Genomic DNA, 14,899 nt, shown 5'->3' with positions numbered 1-14,899 from the left:
GTCCTCGTACTGGGTGTACTTGGATGGTTTGCCGGTGCTTCCAGGCGGGATGATCCGGCGTCGCGCGCCCGGCAAGATCGGCCGGACAGGCCCTAGGTGAGGTCCCACAACAGGCGGTAGTAGGCGAGGCGGGCCTCGTCGGGCCGCACGCCGTAGGCCTCCAGCAGGGGGTGCTCCCAGCCGGGGCCGTAGTTCCAGACGGTGCTCCAGCTCGCCACCGCGAGGTCGGCCCAGCGGTCGGCCACCCCGAGGGTGCCCAGGTCGACGTGGCCGGTGGTGCGGCCGTCCTCGCCGACCAGGGTGTTGGGGGCGCAGGCGTCGCCGTGGCAGACCACCTCGACGTCGATCGGCGGCGGGTCGGCGAGGATCGCGAGCGCCCGGTCGGCGGTAGCGTGGCGGCGGTGCTCCGGGCGCCAGTCGGCCGGGTCGCGGCGCAGCGCGACGGCGCGCCGGACGCGGTCCTCGGCGGTCCACCGGTAGGGGCAGTCGGCCGCGGGCAGGGCTTCGTGGAAGGCGCGCAGCCCCTCGCCGATGGCGCGGACGGCGACCTCGGGTGTCCGGCGCAGGTCGGGGTCGACGGCGGAGCGGCCGGGCAGGGCGGCTGTCAGCAGCCAGCGTCCGGTGTCGTCGCCGCCGGTGCCGAGCACCTCGGGGACGGTGGTGAACGCCTGTGCCCAGCGCAGGCGTTCGGCCTCCGCGTCGAGGTCGGCGCCGCTGCCGGCCGGGGCCCACTTCACGTACCGGCCGCCGTCGCCGTCGAGGTGGAAGGTCGTCCCGCCCAGTTCGTTGCGCCAGACCGGCAACAGCCGTGCGCCACGGGCGAGTTCGGCGATCGGGGGCGGTACGGGGACGTCGTCCTCGGGGGCGGGGGCGCTCATCCGACCAGTGTCACGCACCGGGGGCGGAACGTCCCGTGGTTTTCCCGGCGCACCGTTCGATCAAGGATGCAGCACGATCCGCCGGTACCCCTCCCCGCGCCGGGCCGGGGGCGCTAGCTTCTGCTCGCATGGAGATCGGCGAACTGATCGGCACCGGGCGCACCGCGGACGTCTGGGCACTGAACGACGGGCGGGTCCTGCGCCGTTACCGGGACGGGCTCACCGCCGTCGGGGAGGCCGAGGTGATGACGCACCTGGCCGAGCACGGCTATCCGGTGCCCGCGGTGTGGGCCGCCGAGCGGCCCGAGGACCTGATCATGGAGCGGCTCGGCGGGCCCACCATGCTGGAGTCGCTGGTCTCCGGGGCGATCGGCCCGGGCGCGGCCGGCGAGCTGCTCGCCGAACTGCTGCGCCGGCTGCACGAGATACCGCCGCGGGCGGCCGCCCGGCCCGGCGACCGGGTGCTCCACCTCGACCTGCACCCCGACAACGTGCTGCTGACCGCGCACGGCCCGGTGGTGATCGACTGGTGCACCGCCGCCGAGGGCGAGCCCGGCCTCGACGACGCGATGAGCACCGTGATCCTCGCGCAGGCCCTGCACGACCGTCCCGACGTGGCCCGCAGCATCCTGGTCCCGCTGCTGCGCGGGCTCCCGCCGATCGCCGATCGGCACCTCGCCGAGGCCTGCGCCCGGCGGGCCGCGAACCCGACGATGAGCGCCGCGGAGGTCGGCCTGCTGGACGGCGTGCCGGCTCTCATCTCCTCCTGCGCCGACGGGCGTTGAGCCCTGCTCCGGAGCCTCCTTCCCGGCCGCCGGGGGGCTCTCCTTCGCCCCGGCGTCTCCCGCCGGCACCGAGCGTCGGGCCTGACACCTCTTCAAAACAGTTCGTGGACAGGTGTATAACGTGTGGGCTCGCAGTTCGCGGGCCCACCACAGAGGGGAATTCCGCCGCATGCGGAAGCACGTTCTCAGACGCACCGTCGCCGCGCTGCTGGGCGCCGCCGCGATAGCCATGGCGGTGCCTGCCGCCACCGCCTCCGCCGAACAGTGGACGCCCGCCTTCCTGGAGAGCGGCGCCAAGTTGATGCCGGGCCAGAGCCTGAAGAACTACAGTTCCGAGCTGGTGATGCAGGGCGACGGCAACCTGGTGCTCTACCTGAACGCCGCCAATGGTGCCCACGGCCCGATCCTGTGGAACAGCCACACCTGGGGCAGCCCGAACGCCTACGCGTACATGCAGCCGGACGGCAACCTGGTCGTCTACAAGCAGGGCAGCACCACCGACGCCCTGTGGTCCACCGGCACCTGGGGCCAGTACGGCGCCCGGCTGGCGCTGTCGCAGGGCGAGCTGGAGATGCGCTCCGCGGACGGCAGTCGGCGGCTCTGGGACGCCGGCGCCGGGCCCGTCTACGCCTGCTGCGACGTCTGGGTCGACCACCGGGAGTCCTACCTCGCCGAGGGTCAGGGCATCCCGCCGGGAGGATGGCTGGAGTCGAGCGCGGTCTGGCTGATCAACCAGCAGGACGGCAACCTCGTGCTCTACCGCAAGCGGGACGGCGCGACGCTCTGGTCGACCGGCACCTGGAACCGTCCCGGCTCGACCGCGTTCCTCTGGGGCTCGCAGTACGCCGGCGCGCTGGAGATGTTCAAGGAGGGCACGGTGGTGTGGTCCACCCCGGTCAAGGGCCGGAGCGGTGACTACATCCACGTGCAGGACGACGGCAACTTCGTGATCTACGACAGCGGCAACCGGGCCAAGTGGAGCAGCGGCACCTGGGGCAACAACTGACCCTCGCACCACAGCAGTCAGGCACGCGGTGTAGAAGTAGTGGGCCCACACGCCGTGGGCCCACGATCGAGGGGGAGTTCCGCCCAATGGGGAAGAACGTGTTCAGACGTGCCGCCGCAGTCCTGCTCGGCGCCGCCGCCATCGCCGTGACGGCTCCCGTCACCGGCGCCTCGGCGGCGACCGACGTCGCCGATCTGCGCAGCGGGGAGAAGCTCGCGTCGGGTCAGAGCCTGAAGAGCGGCGACTCCGTCCTGGTGATGCAGGCCGACGGCAACCTGGTGATGTACCTGGAGGGCCCGACCGGTGCCCGGGTGTCCACCGCGATGTGGAGCACCGGCACCTACGGCAACCCGGGCGCGTACGCGTACATGCAGCCGGACGGCAACCTGGTCGTCTACAAGCAGGGCAGCACCACCGACGCCCTGTGGAGCACCAGGACGTGGGGCACCACGGGCGGGCACCTGACGCTCAACTGGGGCGGCCTGACGGTGTGGCCGGCCCGCGGCGGCAACGCGGTCTGGGAGAGCCGCACCGGCGTCGCCCGCGCCGTCGACTTCGGCGGCGACCGCCCGGAGTCCTTCATCACCAACGACCGCAACGTCGAAGCCGGCCAGTGGATCCAGTCGAACTCGGTGTGGCTGGTCGACCAGCCCGACGGCAACCTGGTGCTCTACCGCAAGCGGGACGGCGCCGCGATCTGGGCCAGCAACACCTGGAACCGCCCGCAGTCGAGCCTGGTGCTCAGCCGCTCGCAGGCCGACCCCGCGCTGCGGATGAAGGACAGCAGCGGCCAGACCGCCTGGTCCACCCCGGCCAGGGGCGCGTCCGACCTCTACGGGGTCGTCCAGGACGACGCCAACTTCGTGCTCTACAGCAACGGCTCGGCGGTGTGGGCCACCGGCACCTGGAACCAGGGCTGACCTGACCCTCCCCGCCCCGGGGTGACCGGCGCGCGGTGTGTATAAGTTGTGGGCCCACCGATCGGTGGGCCCATGACAAGAGGGGTTCCCACCACATGCGGAAGAACGTGCTCGGACGCACGACCGCGGCCCTGCTCGGCGCCGCCGCCATCGCCCTCGCGGCGCCCGCTGCCTCCGCCTCGGCCGACACCGTGTCCGCCGACCTGAAGAGCGATCAGAAGCTGCTGCCGGGCCAGACCCTGGCCAGCGGCGACGCCACCCTGGTGATGCAGGGCGACGGCAACCTGGTGCTCTACCTGGTCACGTCCGGCGGCACCCGCGTCGGCGTCATCTGGAGCTCCGGCACCTGGGGCCACCCGGGCGCGTACGCGTACATGCAGCCGGACGGCAACCTGGTCGTCTACAAGCAGGGCAGCACCACCGACGCCCTGTGGTCCACCGGCACCTGGGGCCACCCCGGTGCGTACCTGTCGCAGTTCAAGGGTGCGCTGACCGTCCAGGGCCAGGACCACATGTTCCTGTGGGAGACCAACACCCGGGAGTCCGGGGCGGTCCGCGACGGCGGCTGGCGCCCGCAGACCCGGATCAACTCGGGCAACAACCTGATGCCCGGGCAGTGGCTCGACTCGAACTCGGTCTGGCTGCTCAACCAGCCCGACGGCAACCTGGTGCTCTACCGCAAGCGGGACGGCGCCGCGCTGTGGTCCAGCGGCACCTGGAACCGCGGGAAGTCGAACCTCGTCGTCAGCGACTACCCGAACTACGGCGCCCTGCACCTGATGCCGGTCAACGGCGCCCAGGCCATCTGGTCCGTCCCGGTCAAGGGCGCCTCCGGCGTCTACGGAGAGGTCCAGGACGACGGCAACTTCGTGCTCTACAACAGCGGCCACCAGGCCCTGTGGTCCACCGGCACCTGGGGCAACTGGTAACCCGCGGCCCCACCCCCGCCGTGAAGATCACGCAACGGTAGGTTGTGGGCCCACCCACCATGGGCCCACAACCGAGGGGGAGTTCCGCCGCATGCGGAAGAACACGTTCCGTCGCGCCGCCGCGGCGCTGCTCGGCGCCGCCGCCGTCGCCCTGTCGGCGCCCGCCACCACCGCGTCGGCCGACACCGCGCCGGAGGCCTGGATGGCGGCCGGCGACAAGCTGATGCCCGGTCAGACCCTGAAGGCCGGCGAGGCGGTGCTGGCGATGCAGGCCGACGGCAACCTGGTGCTGCGTCTGGAGGGCCCCACCGGCGCCCGCGGCCCCGAGGTCTGGGCCACCGGCACCTGGGGCCACCCGGGCGCGTACGCGTTCATGCAGCCGGACGGCAACCTCGTCGTCTACAAGCAGGGCAGCACCACCGACGCCCTGTGGTCCACCGGCACCTGGGGCGACCCGGGCGCGCGCCTGTTGCTCTCCTCGGGAGAGCTGGAGGTCTGGGGCACGAACAAGCACTGGAGCAGCGACACCGGGCAGTTCTTCCACGAGCGCAACCCGCTGAACGTCCTCCCCGCGCACACCGGCCTCACCACCGGGCACTGGATCCAGTCGAAGTCCGCCTGGGTGGTCGTCCAGCCGGACGGGAACGCGGTGCTCTACCGCAAGCGGGACGGCGCCGCGCTGTGGTCCACCGGGACGTACGGCAACCCGGGCCTGAAGGGCCTGTTCGTCGCGGAGGAGACGTTCGTCCCCGCCGCGTACCTCACCGCTCTCGGCTCCGGCAACCACAAGACGTTCTGGTCGACCCCGGTCAACGGCAGGGCCGGCGCCTACGGCACCGTCCAGGACGACGGCAACTTCGTCGTCTACAGCGGCAGCAACGCCCTGTGGTCCACCGGCACCTGGGGCAACGGCTGACCCGCCGTCACCCGCCCCGCCGCCCTCACCCCCGCCGCCCGACCGCCCGCCGCCGGAATCCGGGCGGCCGCGGTGGGGTTTGATTGAGGCATGGCTTCTCGTGCACGTGTCCGCGCCCCCGAGCTGGTCGGGGCCGGCGGATGGCTGAACACAGGTGGTAGGGATCTCTCGCTGGCGGACTTCCGCGGCAAGATCGTGATCGCGGACTTCTGGAAGTCCTACACAATGTAGGGATCTCCAGAGGGGGCGTACGTGCACCACCACACCCTGTGTGACCTGTACCTTCGGCTGTCCTTGGACCGGGACGGCAAGACGGCGATCGAACGGCAGGAAGCCGACTGCCGCGCTTGGGCTGAACGCAACGGGCTGACGGTCCGCAAGGTTCACATCGACCGGGGACGCTCCGGCTTCAAGGACGTCGAGCGCAAGGGGTTCGACGCGGCCCTTGCCGCCGCCACGGCGGGCGTCGTCGGGACACTGATCGTCTGGAAGCTGGACCGGCTGTCCCGCAAGGGCATCGGCCAGGTCGGCAAGGTCCTGGACGACATCGAGAAGGCGGGCGGCCGGCTGGTCTCGGTCGTGGACGGTCTCGACACCTCGAACGACTCGGCCCGCATGGTCGTCGCCATGCTCGCCGAACTCGCCCGCTCCGAGTCGAAGAACCTCGGGACCCGCGTGGCCCACGCGAAACGGCACCTGCGCCAACAGGGTCAGTGGATCGGCGGACAGCCCCCGTACGGGCTGTTGGTCGACCCCGCCACGAAGAAGCTGACGCACGACCCGGAAACGGCCGTCTATGCCCGGCTGATCGCGGATGACGCGCTGGCCGGCAAGTCCCTGGTGCAGATCGCCCGGCTGCTCAACGAGTACGACATTCCCGCTGCCCGTGGTGGCCAGTGGAACGCCGCGAGCATCATGAACCTGCTCAAGTCCCCGGCATTCGCCGGTCTGATGCCGGAGACCGAATCCGTCGAATCAGAGGACGGCAGCCGGAAGTTCACCAGCCGCGTCTTCCCCTACCGACACCCCGAGACGCTGGACACGGTCAGCATCGGCGAAGGGATCATCACCGTCGGCGAGCGGGAGCGGATCATCCGGCAACTCGAAGCCCGGACCCTCATGCAGGCAGGCAAGCGGATGCCAAAGCCGACCGGCACGGCGCTGCTCACCGGCATGGTGTTCTGCGACGTGCCCGGCTGCGGACGCCGCATGCACAAGGTCGGCGGCAGCTACCAGTGCATGGCCCGGCGCGCGGGCAACCAATGCCCCGGCGCGAACGCGGTGGCCGACCGCGTGGACCAGTACGTCTCGGAGTGGTTCCTCTCGCTGCTCCCGACACTCGAACCGGACGACCCACTGTTGGTCGCCATCGCCGACCGGTGGGTGAAGAAGGCCGACCCCGAGACGTTCGCCAAGCGCGACGCCATCACCGACGAGATCGCCGACCAGGAAGCCCGGTTGTCGGACCTGGAAGACGCGCGGTACCTGCGCGGCGAGTTTGACCGCCCGGGGGCGCTTGAGCGCTACCAGCGGCTTGCGGACCGTCTTCAGAGCCGCATCGACGGCCTTCGCACCGACCTGGCCTCGCTGCCGCTCCCCGCAGTCGACATCTCCCCGTTGCTGGACGAAGAACTGCTGCGCCCCGCCTGGGAGGTATCGACGCACGAGCAGAAGCGGGACCGCCTGTCTCTCGCCATAGACGGAGTGTTCATCAGCAAGGGCGAGCGGGGAAAGCGGTTCGTGCCGGAGCAGCGCGTCCGAGTCAAGTGGGCTGAGATCAAGGACTAGTCACCGCCTGCCAGACAGTCCAAAGCTCCATCCAGCCCCGCTCGGCCTTCCAGTGGCCGGGCGGGGTTCTTCACGCGCGCACGTGGCCAGTCAGCGTTCCCGGTGGTGGGGTGACGGACAGCATCGTGTTTTCCCTCCCCCTTGTCTTTATTTGTTTGTTTTGCTCTCTCTTTTCACCTAAACATGGCCTGACCTGTTGTTCTTCGACAGCGGGGAGTCACTTGGAGACTGGTGATCGGTCCTTGTTGGTCCACTTTGGCTCCCCTCTTGCACGACAGCGGGGTTGAAGTGACTGCACATTTTCAAGTGGGGGACTCTTGGGAAAGTACATGGATGACGCTCTCGCCCGCCGGGCGTGGGACGCCGCCGCATTCGCAGCCTCACAGCAAGGCGCACCGGCCGTGCCGTTCACGTGGAGCGGGACACGGTGGGAGACGCCGGGCGGGGAGTGGCGCGACCTGCCACTGATCCGCCGGGGCATGGGCGAGTGGCTGGCGAACCTGGCGGGATGGCTGCGGTACGAGAACTACGAAGCCATGAAGATCGCCGAACGAAAGGCCGAGCTGGAACGGGGCGCGGCGAGGTTCGAACTGGACGCACGCCTGGCCCTCACGGACGCGGGGGCCAGGGCATACGCGCAGCGCCAGGCCTACGTTCTGCGCAGCGAGGCTGCTGGGATCGACGTTCCACCGATGACCGTGGAGCTGGTGGAGATCGAAGCGATGGAAGCGGTGTCGGGCGAGATGCTGTCGGCCACCGACACGCGCGCCACTCAACTCCTCTCGTTGGCTTCGCAGTTCGATTCATTTCGAGCACCGATGCGCGATCCGGCCGACTGGGTGTCACACCTGGTTCCCGCTCCGCGCAGCGAACACGTGCGCACCTCGCTGGTGTGGGAGGCGTTCACGGCGGCGGAGCCGGCGTTGGCAGGGGCGCTCGGGAGCCGCACGGGCAAGCGTCTGCTGTTCGCGGCGATGGACAAGCGGTTCGGTGCCAGGCGCAAGCTCGGTGGCTACGACGGCTGGCGGGGCGTGGCGCTGGGCGCGTGACGGGCACGAGGGCGGCGATCGACAGGGAGAGCGTTCGCCGCCCTCGCGGCTTCCGGGCTTTACGCGAGCCACCCCAGGCGGGTACCCCCCTCCGCGCTGTGCAGCGACCGGCAGGGAGGGAAAACTCTCGCGTGGCCCATCGGACTGTTTTCGCGGAGCGGTGACGCAGGGTCACCCAATCTTTGCGTCTCAGAAACGATGGTTTGTGAGACGGCTGCCGAACAGACCACAGAAGGAGTCGACGGGCGTTCAAAATCCGTCTCAAAACCCATTGAAACCCCTTGATGTTGTGAGACGAGTTATGAGACGGTTGGATCATGGCTAAGGACACGGGACACCTGATCGGCTACGCTCGAGTCTCCACCGACGACCAGGAGGCGCAGCTTCAGCACGATGCACTCGCCGAAGCGGGTTGCACCCGGATCTTCACGGACAAGGCCAGCGGGAAGAACACGGATCGGCCGGAGCTTTCCGCCGTGCTGGACTACCTGCGCCCCGGTGACACTCTGTGCGTGTGGAAGCTGGACCGCTTCGCTCGGTCTCTGATCGACCTGGTGACCATGGTGGACGCGCTGTCGGCGCGGGGCATCAGGTTCAAGGTACTCACGGGTGCGCTGGCGAGCATCGATCCGAACACGCCCGATGGCCGTCTGATGCTCCAAGTGGTCGGCGCGATGGCGGAGTTCGAGCGCAGCTTGATCAAGGACCGCACCCGGGCCGGTCTGGACGCCGCCAAGGCGCAGGGGCGCACCGGTGGGCGGCCCAACGTCATGGACGCGGACAAGCTCGCAGCGGCCCGCGCCCGAAAGGCGAACGGCGAGAGTGTCACAGCCATCGCCAAGGCGCTCGGGGTGAGCCGTGCGACGCTGTACCGCAATCTCGGCCAGTAGCCGGGCAAGCGCCAACGCCCCAGAGCCGTCCACCTATTGCAGGCGGGCGGCTCTTCTCCATGTCCGCACGGGGGCACTGCGGAAGTTCGGCGTTCTGCCGCCCCGCGATCCCGGCCCCAGCTCGCCGTACGCGCCCTGGGTGTGACCCCGTTTTTTGTCGGGCCAGTCATGGGCAACTCTCGCGGTAGGCCGCCCACAGCTCTCCGGTGCCATCGGATGACCCGTCGTGCCCGTAATGGTCGGACTCATCCAGGACGCGAAGTACTTCGAGGTGCAAGTCACCAGCAAGGGGCACCACGCGGAAGCTGAGTTGTACGCCGCCCGCCACCTGCGACACACGCACCTGCTCGCCCGTCAGGGCAACGAACCGGGCAGCCGCATCCCAGGCCCGACTCAGCGCATCCGTCACCGCGCTGGAGCCGTACGTTCCGGCGGGGCGAGTTCGCCCAGCGTGGTGATGCTCTCCCGTCCATCCCGCAGGCGTCGAACAAAGACGCCGCAGGTATGTACCGCCATCACCCGCACCGGCTGCTCGGAGCGCTGGTCGTAGGCCGCTCCACCTTCCTGGGGCTCCCACTGCTCAGGAGTGCTCATCCGCCCACCTCGCAGCATCTCCGAAGAACGGGAACACCATCGGCTCGCCGTCGGGCCGAGTGACGAGACTGTCGGCATCGGCGCAGTCGGCCAAGCCCCAGAGATCTGTCAGCAGTGCGCCAGGTTCTGCCGGCGCGGGCACCACTCTGTAGCGCTGATGGGGCGTCGCGGGCATGGGCTGCTCCTCCGTCCAATCGGTCCACGGCCCACACTTGCGCGCCCTCTCGGACGAATCTGGCGCGTGCGTAAGACAGTTGGACCGTTGCGGCAGTAGGTTCGGAAAAGGCCTAAACGTCCCTGGGGGAAGTCTTGAACGCTGCCTTACGATCGGCTATGTCTGCTGCTGGCCTCTCGCCACGTCAGTTGGCGGGCCGGGTAGGAGTGTCAGGCAAGACCGTTGAACGGTGGTTGTCTGACGGCCGGCTGATCCCCCACGCCCGCAACCGCGAGGACGCCGCCAAGGCACTGGGAGTTGACTCAACGATGCTGTGGCCGAAGGCAGTTCGGGATGTACTCAAGACGGGCCCGGACCGGGAGATCATCCGGAGCTACCCGTACCGGTCCGCCTGCCCTTCCACCGTGTGGGGGGACCTGATCAAGAGTGCCCGGACGGATCTCTTCTTCGCCGGTTACACCAACTACTTCCTGTGGTTGGAGCAGCCCAACCTGGTCGAGACTCTGCGGCAGAAGACGGAAGCCGGATGCCACGTCCGGTTCCTGCTTGGCAACCCCGACGGCGAGGTCACCCAGCAACGAGAAGCAATCGAGAACGTTGCCCTGACGGTGTCCACGCGCATCAGAATCACCCTGGAACACCTAGCCCGCCTCGGACCCTTGGAAGGGTTGGAGGCCCGCTTCTCCGCCCCTAACGACGCCATGAACCACGTGAGCCTGTCCGTGTTCCGATTCGACCGTGACGCCCTAGTCACGCCGCACCTTGCCCGACTGGCGGGCCACGACTCCCCGCTGATGCATCTGCGCGGGCACGAGAGGGACGGCATGTGGTCCCGCTTCACCGACCACGCGGAGGAACTCTGGGGACGTGGCGAAGCAGCACCCTTGAGCTGAGCGAAGGCCACGGCAAGCACCCAGGAGACCGCCCCTACCACACATCTCCCAAGATCCTCAAAAATCGCTGCATCTCCGACTGCACACGAGCATAATGACGCCCATGCCGTCCCCTGCACATGAATATAAGACCGAGTTCCCCCTGCCCGAAGGCCTTACAGATGGAGGAAGCTCGGCCAATTTCTCCGTCCATGTCAATCAAATCTCCATGATTGACGGAACCGAAGTCCACCCTCCACGTGGCGGCGTGACCGTGATAGTGGGCGGAAACAACTCCGGCAAGTCAACTTTCCTGCGCGACCTGTGGACCAAGCTCTCAAGGCCGGAACAAACTGTCTACAAAACCAAAATCATAGAAGGGGTGGACATCGCAAGGGAAGGGAGCGAGGCGGATATATTTGCCTGGTTCAAAGAAAATTCCAAGTGGTCAGGAACGAAATATAATAACGGATTTCTCGATGGCAATGGCGGCCGGGCAGTAACCGTCGGAAATGTCCGCAGCTTCGCAAGAGAAAAAGGCGTGTCTCAATCACTCAGCAAAGTTTCCGGGCATATTGTATATCGCGCAGACCTTCACAAGAGAATTGAGGCAGTTGCGCCGGTCGAGCAACGAGCCGACCTCGGGGACCCGCCCACACACCCCCTTCATCATTTGCAGGACAGCCCCGACTTGCTGTCCTTGATACAACAGCTTAGCAATCGAATATTCCGCCAGAACCTCACCCTTGAGCGAATTGGTCGACGGACCCAACTCCGCGTCGGGCAGACCGATGTTGGAGCGCCGGCAGTCGATTCGATAACACCAGAATATGTGCAGTCCTTGGCTAAGTTGCCCCCGCTTGAAAGTCAGGGCGATGGCATGCGCAGCCTTCTTGGGCTACTACTCCCGCTGACTACATCCCCCTGTCGGGTCATGCTCGTTGACGAACCCGAGGCTTTCCTCCACCCGCCGCAAGCAAAGATTGCGGGAGCCGTACTAGGGGAACTTGCGGCACGGCGAGGAATCCAAATATTCCTTGCTACTCATGATAGGAATTTGCTAACCGGCCTACTGGAGGCTGGAGCTCCGGTGTCCGTGGTTCGCCTTGATCGTCGCAGCAATGAAACGGAGATTCACCAACTAGACCACGAGATGGTCCAGCACCTTTGGAACGATCCGGTTCTGAAATACAGCAACGTACTCGATGGACTCTTCCACCGGGCAGTGGTGCTGGCAGAGGCAGATGGGGATTGCCGCTTCTTCGCCGCTTCACTCGAAGGCGTCGAAGAGTTGCCATTTTCGCCAGGTGATATTCAGTTCACTCCGGTTGGAGGCAAGGACGGGTTCGCTCGGACGGTTAAGTCACTACGCTCAGTGTCCGTGCCCCTGGTGGTTGTTGCTGACTTGGATATCCTCAATGAGCCCCGAAAAATCAGAACACTCATAGAGGCCATGGGTGGCAGTTGGAGCTCATTTGAAAGCGACTACCGGAAGGCAACCGGGCAGTTCAAGCTCCCGCGAACACCTAAAACGAGAGGCCAGGTCCTTGAACTGGTCAACAAGGTCTTGGACGAAAACCCTCAAGATCGATACGACAAATTCACCGAGGGCCTGATATTGGCGGCCCTGCGTGCAGACCGAAGCCCTTGGCAGGACTTGAAAGAGTTTGGTGTCCGCTCGTTCAGGGATGGGGCATCCGCCAATGCCGCAGAACGCCTTCTGAATGATCTAGAATCAATAGGGATTGTCCTGGTCCGAGAGGGTGAACTTGAACGGCTCGCTCCGAGCGTCGAAAGCCGCAAGGGGCCCGAATGGATTTCAGAAGCGCTTCGCAAACAGGAATATCTGGGCGCCCGAGCCCAGGAACATATCAAGACAGTTGTCCGGTCAATAGTGAAGCAGCTCACCTAGACGAACTATTGACCATTGCTGGACGATCTCAAATTTGGCGCCCATGGAGAAAATTGTCCGCGCCGTCGCCGCCCTCCGGCAGAGCTTCGAATCTGCCGGAGGCGGCTGCAACCACCCAGCCCGGCGACTCCAGGCTGTCTGCTTTTCAAATTCTGCGCCGCCGCCGCTCTCCGGACACATGCATCGATTTCTAAGACCGCTTCCTTGCCTCTATGGCGAGATCGCCCAGGACAGAAGACGCCTCGCGGCCTACAGCGGCCCGATGCGGTTGGATGTGAGCATGGCTTCTCGTGCACGTGTCCGCGCCCCCGAGCTGGTCGGCGCTGGTGGATGGCTCAACACAGGCGGCAAGGAACTCAAGCTGGCCGACCTGCGAGGTAAGTGTGTCGTACTAGACTTCTGGACCTTCTGCTGCATCAACTGTCTCCATGTCCTCGACGAACTGCGGGAGTTGGAGGAGAAGCACCGCGACACCGTGGTGATCGTCGGCGTGCACTCCCCGAAGTTCGTGCACGAGGCCGACCACCGGGCGGTGGTGGATGCGGTGGCGCGGTACGACGTGCGGCACCCGGTGCTGGACGATCCGGAGCTGGTGACGTGGAAGCAGTACGCGGTGCGCGCCTGGCCGACGCTGGTGGTGATCGACCCGGAGGGGTACGTGGTCGCCCAGCACGCGGGCGAGGGGCACGCGCACGCGATCGCGAAGCTGGTGGAGGAGCTGGAGGCGGAGCACGCCGCGAAGGGGACGCTGCGGCGCGGCGACGGGCCGTACGTGGCGCCCGAGCCGCAGGCCGGTGACCTGCGGTTCCCGGGGAAGGCGGTGCGGCTGCCGAACGGCCACTACCTGGTGGCGGACTCCGGCCACCACGCGCTGGTGGAGCTCGCCGAGGACGGCGAGACGGTGGTTCGCCGGATCGGCGACGGCGTGCGCGGCCTGGTGGACGGCCCCGAGCCCCGGTTCAGCGAGCCGCAGGGTCTCGCGCTGGTCCCGGACGGCCTCGACCTCGGCTACGACGTGGTGGTGGCGGACACCGTCAACCACGCCCTGCGCGGCGTGCGCCTCGCCGACGGCACGGTGACCACGCTGGCCGGCACCGGCCGGCAGTGGTGGCAGGGCTCGCCGACCTCCGGTCCGGCCGCCGACGTCGACCTCTCCTCGCCGTGGGACGTCGCGTTCTTCGACGGCGCGGTGTGGATCGCCATGGCGGGCGTCCACCAGCTGTGGTCCTTCGACCCGGTGGCGGGGACGGTCGCGGTCGCGGCCGGCACCACCAACGAGGGCCTGGTCGACGGCCCGGCGCCGGAGGCGTGGTTCGCCCAGCCGTCCGGCCTGGCGGTCTCCGCGGACGGCGAACGGCTCTGGGTCGCCGACGCGGAGACCTCCGCGCTGCGCTGGATCGAACGCGGCTCCCACGAGGTGCGCAGCGCCGTCGGCACCGGCCTGTTCGACTTCGGCCACCGCGACGGCGCGGCCGAACAGGCCCTGTTCCAGCACCCGTTGGGCGTCACCGTGCTCCCGGACGGCTCGGTCGCGGTCAGCGACACCTACAACCACGCGCTGCGCCGCTACGACCCGGCGAGCGGCCAGGTCTCCACGCTGGCCACCGACCTGCGGGAGCCGTCCGGCGCGGTGGTGGTGGACGGCGACATCGTGGTGGTGGAGTCGGCCCGGCACCGGCTGACCAGGCTGCGGCTGCCCGAGGAGGCCGTCCGGGTGGAGGCCGTCGCGCACCGCACCCGGCGCGCCGCCACCGAGGTCGCGCCGGGCACGCTCCGCCTGGACGTGGTGTTCGCCGCGCCGACCGGCCAGAAGCTGGACGAGCGCTACGGCCCGTCCACCCGCCTGCTGGTCAGCTCGACCCCGCCGGAGCTGCTGGTCTCCGGCGCGGGCGCGGACAGCGCGCTCTCCCGTGAGCTGGTGTTCTCGGACGAGGTCACGGAGGGCGTGCTGCACGTCTCCGCGATGGCCGCGTCCTGCGACGACGACCCGGCGATCGAGTACCCGGCCTGCCACGTCCACCAGCAGGACTGGGGCGTGCCGGTGAAGCTGGTGCCGGGCGGCGCGTCACGGCTGCCGCTGGTGCTGGCGGGCATGGAGTGACGGACGGTCGGGGCGCGGGCTGCGGGAGTGGCAACAGGCCTACCCCGACCTGGACACCGGGCCGATCGCCGTGCTCGGCCGGAT

13 protein-coding genes are annotated in these 14,899 nt (G+C 68.0%); 12 read left to right on the top strand and 1 reads right to left on the bottom strand.

Annotated features, from left to right (window positions below):
* Positions 1–92 precede the first annotated feature (92 nt).
* The gene (locus ACWEMJ_RS31470) at positions 93–878 is read right to left on the bottom strand and encodes a phosphotransferase (RefSeq protein WP_452140536.1); all 786 of its coding nucleotides are present in this window, start codon (positions 876–878) and stop codon (positions 93–95) included.
* A 128-nt stretch (positions 879–1,006) separates the two neighbouring features.
* Here ACWEMJ_RS31470 and ACWEMJ_RS31465 point away from each other — a divergent pair, with 128 nt between their 5' ends.
* From ACWEMJ_RS31465 to ACWEMJ_RS31410, 12 genes are all read left to right on the top strand, one after another.
* A complete protein-coding gene (locus ACWEMJ_RS31465; protein ID WP_452140535.1) occupies positions 1,007–1,663 on the top strand; it encodes a phosphotransferase in 657 nt (218 codons plus the stop codon).
* A gap of 169 nt (positions 1,664–1,832) precedes the next feature.
* A complete protein-coding gene (locus ACWEMJ_RS31460) occupies positions 1,833–2,669 on the top strand; it encodes a hypothetical protein (protein ID WP_452140534.1) in 837 nt (278 codons plus the stop codon).
* Between the two features lie 86 nt (positions 2,670–2,755).
* Positions 2,756–3,589: a hypothetical protein gene (locus ACWEMJ_RS31455; RefSeq protein ID WP_452140533.1), complete on the top strand. Its 834-nt coding sequence runs from the start codon at positions 2,756–2,758 to the stop codon at positions 3,587–3,589.
* Between the two features lie 95 nt (positions 3,590–3,684).
* Positions 3,685–4,518 carry a hypothetical protein gene (locus tag ACWEMJ_RS31450; protein WP_452140532.1) on the top strand — a complete coding sequence of 278 codons (834 nt, stop codon included), beginning with the start codon at positions 3,685–3,687 and terminating at the stop codon, positions 4,516–4,518.
* A gap of 91 nt (positions 4,519–4,609) precedes the next feature.
* Positions 4,610–5,434, top strand: coding sequence for a hypothetical protein (locus tag ACWEMJ_RS31445; protein ID WP_452140531.1), 825 nt, complete (start codon positions 4,610–4,612; stop codon positions 5,432–5,434).
* 90 nt (positions 5,435–5,524) lie between these two features.
* Entirely contained in the window at positions 5,525–5,665 is a 141-nt protein-coding gene (locus tag ACWEMJ_RS31440; RefSeq protein ID WP_452140537.1) for a hypothetical protein, read from the top strand.
* A 21-nt stretch (positions 5,666–5,686) separates the two neighbouring features.
* Positions 5,687–7,222, top strand: a complete 1,536-nt coding sequence (locus tag ACWEMJ_RS31435; RefSeq protein WP_452140530.1) for a recombinase family protein — start codon at positions 5,687–5,689, stop codon at positions 7,220–7,222.
* Positions 7,223–7,551: 329 nt separating this feature from the next.
* Positions 7,552–8,271, top strand: a complete 720-nt coding sequence (locus tag ACWEMJ_RS31430; protein WP_452140529.1) for a hypothetical protein — start codon at positions 7,552–7,554, stop codon at positions 8,269–8,271.
* A gap of 317 nt (positions 8,272–8,588) precedes the next feature.
* Complete coding sequence (locus ACWEMJ_RS31425; RefSeq protein ID WP_452140528.1) at positions 8,589–9,161, top strand: recombinase family protein; 573 nt, start codon at positions 8,589–8,591, stop codon at positions 9,159–9,161.
* 903 nt (positions 9,162–10,064) lie between these two features.
* On the top strand, positions 10,065–10,823 hold the full coding sequence (locus tag ACWEMJ_RS31420; RefSeq protein WP_452140527.1) for a helix-turn-helix domain-containing protein: 759 nt from the start codon (positions 10,065–10,067) through the stop codon (positions 10,821–10,823).
* Between the two features lie 103 nt (positions 10,824–10,926).
* Positions 10,927–12,714 carry an AAA family ATPase gene (locus tag ACWEMJ_RS31415; RefSeq protein ID WP_452140526.1) on the top strand — a complete coding sequence of 596 codons (1,788 nt, stop codon included), beginning with the start codon at positions 10,927–10,929 and terminating at the stop codon, positions 12,712–12,714.
* A 280-nt stretch (positions 12,715–12,994) separates the two neighbouring features.
* On the top strand, positions 12,995–14,815 hold the full coding sequence (locus ACWEMJ_RS31410) for an NHL domain-containing thioredoxin family protein (RefSeq protein ID WP_452140525.1): 1,821 nt from the start codon (positions 12,995–12,997) through the stop codon (positions 14,813–14,815).
* The last annotated feature ends 84 nt before the right edge of the window (positions 14,816–14,899 follow it).

The sequence above is a fragment of the Kitasatospora sp. NPDC004531 genome (assembly GCF_053602195.1).
This window is presented reverse-complemented; position numbering and strand designations above follow the sequence as displayed.

Bases quoted from the DNA above. Each gene is read 5' to 3' on its own strand.
- ACWEMJ_RS31470 (WP_452140536.1), bottom strand. From the start codon at position 878: ATGAGCGCCCCCGCCCCCGAGGACGACGTCCCCGTACCGCCCCCGATC.
- ACWEMJ_RS31465 (WP_452140535.1), top strand. From the start codon at position 1,007: ATGGAGATCGGCGAACTGATCGGCACCGGGCGCACCGCGGACGTCTGG.
- ACWEMJ_RS31460 (WP_452140534.1), top strand. From the start codon at position 1,833: ATGCGGAAGCACGTTCTCAGACGCACCGTCGCCGCGCTGCTGGGCGCC.
- ACWEMJ_RS31455 (WP_452140533.1), top strand. From the start codon at position 2,756: ATGGGGAAGAACGTGTTCAGACGTGCCGCCGCAGTCCTGCTCGGCGCC.
- ACWEMJ_RS31450 (WP_452140532.1), top strand. From the start codon at position 3,685: ATGCGGAAGAACGTGCTCGGACGCACGACCGCGGCCCTGCTCGGCGCC.
- ACWEMJ_RS31445 (WP_452140531.1), top strand. From the start codon at position 4,610: ATGCGGAAGAACACGTTCCGTCGCGCCGCCGCGGCGCTGCTCGGCGCC.
- ACWEMJ_RS31440 (WP_452140537.1), top strand. From the start codon at position 5,525: ATGGCTTCTCGTGCACGTGTCCGCGCCCCCGAGCTGGTCGGGGCCGGC.
- ACWEMJ_RS31430 (WP_452140529.1), top strand. From the start codon at position 7,552: ATGGATGACGCTCTCGCCCGCCGGGCGTGGGACGCCGCCGCATTCGCA.
- ACWEMJ_RS31425 (WP_452140528.1), top strand. From the start codon at position 8,589: ATGGCTAAGGACACGGGACACCTGATCGGCTACGCTCGAGTCTCCACC.
- ACWEMJ_RS31415 (WP_452140526.1), top strand. From the start codon at position 10,927: ATGCCGTCCCCTGCACATGAATATAAGACCGAGTTCCCCCTGCCCGAA.
- ACWEMJ_RS31410 (WP_452140525.1), top strand. From the start codon at position 12,995: ATGGCTTCTCGTGCACGTGTCCGCGCCCCCGAGCTGGTCGGCGCTGGT.